Annotated in this window: 1 protein-coding gene and 3 pseudogenes; 1 reads left to right on the top strand and 3 read right to left on the bottom strand. The window is 50.7% G+C overall.

All coding sequences use genetic code 11. The annotated features are described in order from the left end of the window. Window positions 1-127: pseudogene (locus EAE92_RS23885) on the top strand (IS256 family transposase); the annotation flags it as partial. A 230-nt stretch (window positions 128-357) separates the two neighbouring features. On the opposite strand, the pseudogene EAE92_RS23880 reads toward EAE92_RS23885, so the two are convergent. The 3 genes and pseudogenes from EAE92_RS23880 to tnpB all read right to left on the bottom strand — a co-directional run. Continuing rightward, window positions 358-660: pseudogene (locus EAE92_RS23880) on the bottom strand (helix-turn-helix domain-containing protein); the annotation flags it as partial. Window positions 661-666: 6 nt separating this feature from the next. Next, a pseudogene (gene tnpC / locus EAE92_RS23875) lies at window positions 667-2,154 on the bottom strand (IS66 family transposase). Window positions 2,155-2,236: 82 nt separating this feature from the next. Then, a partial coding sequence (gene tnpB / locus EAE92_RS23870) for an IS66 family insertion sequence element accessory protein TnpB (RefSeq protein WP_214069836.1) occupies window positions 2,237-2,435 on the bottom strand: 199 nt, incomplete at its 5' end.

Raw genomic sequence — 2,435 nt, 5'->3', positions numbered from 1 at the left:
ACTGCTTTATCTGGGGCTTCTCAATGCACAGGAAAAATGGACAATGCCAATACAGAGCTGGAATCTAACGCTGTCGCAACTCTATATTTACTTTGAAGGACGTTTGGATAATGTGATAACGTTGTAACCGCTCAATTAGCGTGACACAGAATTCTGAACGCCCTCAGAGTTGATCCTTCAAAAAAGATAATTTTCCTTCCAAAAAATAGAGTGACGCTCGGTTTGCTAGGTTACTTTTGATTAGTTGTTCTTTACGATTGTTCTTAAGTAGATTATTGATGAAGGTAATGTTTGGTCTTGTCAGCATATCTTTGCAGTCTTGCTCTAAGCTCGACTCATCATGCGCATTATTAGATTTGAGCGTACGCCACTTGGAGAGATAAACACGCCCGGTTTACGTAATTTATTACTGGTTCTGATTTGTCCATGAGTTGGAAAGTCGATGGCGTATTTGATAACGGTTTGTTCAGTTTCACTATCAACATGGTTCTTTAAGTTCGGTGTTCTGCAGCTCTGGTTAATCAGAGCATCAATACTACCCGTTTCAACCAACTGCTGATAACGGTATCAATTATCTCTTGATACACCCATAACTTTACAGGCTCTGAATACATTACCGAGTTCTTCTGCAAGATTGAGAGTAAGCGCCCAATTAAGCAGTGCAGTTTACATAATGTCGCTGATGTTGACATTCCACGGTAACAGATCGTGCAATGAATCATCAGAATGGCGTTTGGGAAGTTCCGTAAAAATATGCCGAAAATAAAAATAAGGATTAATGTCATTGGCCCGGCAGGTCATCACCAGGCTGTATAAGTTGGCGCTGGCAAAGGCACCGTCAGGTGAGGTGGAAAAAATCCAATTTTTACGCCCGGTCGTGAACGGGCGGATATCCCGCTCAGTGACGTTGTTATCAATACTGATATGACCGTCTTCCAGATAGACAATCAGCTTCAGCCATTGGTTCAGGGCATACGTGATCGCCGTGCCGATGGCACTTTATCGGTAACACTGTCCGGCTGGCTTCGGTCAGCCAGTCGTAGAAGTCTTTCAGAATCGGTGTCGCTTTTTCCTGTCGTAATCGCCGTCGTTCATCCGGGCTGAATGGTCGGGCTTCCCGCTCAATGGCGTACAGTCGGGCGATAAAAGTCAGCCCCTGTTCGGCGCGTCCGGCTTTTTTACCCGGCTGAACTTTCTGGGCCTCGGTAAATTTACGACGGGCATGCGCCATGCACCCGGCGTGTCTGACCGATTTCAGCGTATCGTAAGCCGCGTACCCATCGGTCAGCAGGTAGCCCGCATAATCGCCCAAAAAATCAGCCACACAGCGCCCGCTGCGGCTCGGCTGGTAATCGAAAATCACCGCTGGCTGGGCGACAAATTCGCCGCTGCGATAGACCCACATATAGGATTTGCTCTGCGCCGGACGCTCCGCTTCGTGGAGTACCTGTACCGGCGTTTCATCCGCACAAATCAGGGGGTCATTGAGCAAGTGCGTCCGCATTTGTTCGACCAGTACATGTACTTTACGGCCGAGCTGCACACACCAGTTCGCCAGCGTACTGCGGCTTATCTCGATACCGGAACGGGCTAAAATATCTGCCTGACGGTACAGCGGCAGTGCATCGACATATTTGGCGGTCACTATCGCAGCCTGGGTATCCGGGCTGGCAATCGTCCGGGCAACAGACTGGGCGGCGCGGGTGCCGTGATAATTTTGCTGTGCGTCTGTGTCTTTTCACACTGCCGGCAGGCATATTTCGTGCGCTCGTGACGAATAACGCTGACTTTCTGCGGCACGATTTTCAGGGTTTCAGCGGTTTCGACTCCGCAGGCATGCAACGGTTCACCGCAACAGTCACAGTGCGGCGCATTCAGGGTATGGCGCTGAGCTTCCCGCGCCAGCCCGGCGGGCAAAGGCTGGCGGCCTTTTTTGTGATGCGCGGGTGCGGGTTTAGGCAGGCTATCCTGCTGTTCAGCCTCATTGAAAGTGCCTTTATCGGCTTTTTTGCTCTGTTTGCCGAAACGTTTGGATTTACTGAGGCTGAGCTGTTCAAGCAACAGGGCGATCTGCCGCTCTTTGCCCTGAATATCGGCCTGAAGTTGGTAAACGAGCGCTTTCAGTTGGTCAATATCATCGGGCAGGTCAGTCATCACTCAGGCTCTCAGGGGAAAAGCCTGAGTGTGACAGCGCAACGGGATCGTGCAAGTCCCAAAACAGGATCAGTGTCACCGCTCACACTTTTAATCCCCGTAAGGGCTGATGCGCGCGGGGATGTGCTAACGCCAGCCCCGATAACAGCCAGTTCAGTTGCTGGCGTGTAATGTGTACCGTGCCGTCTGACACCGGAGCGGGCCACTGAAAGCGGCCTTTTTCCAGCCGGCGGTAGTAGAGCCAGAAGCCATTGGTATCCCAGAACAAAATTTTGAGCTTA

Source organism: Photorhabdus hainanensis (assembly GCF_018448965.1).
Classification (GTDB): domain Bacteria; phylum Pseudomonadota; class Gammaproteobacteria; order Enterobacterales; family Enterobacteriaceae; genus Photorhabdus; species Photorhabdus akhurstii.
This window is presented reverse-complemented; position numbering and strand designations above follow the sequence as displayed.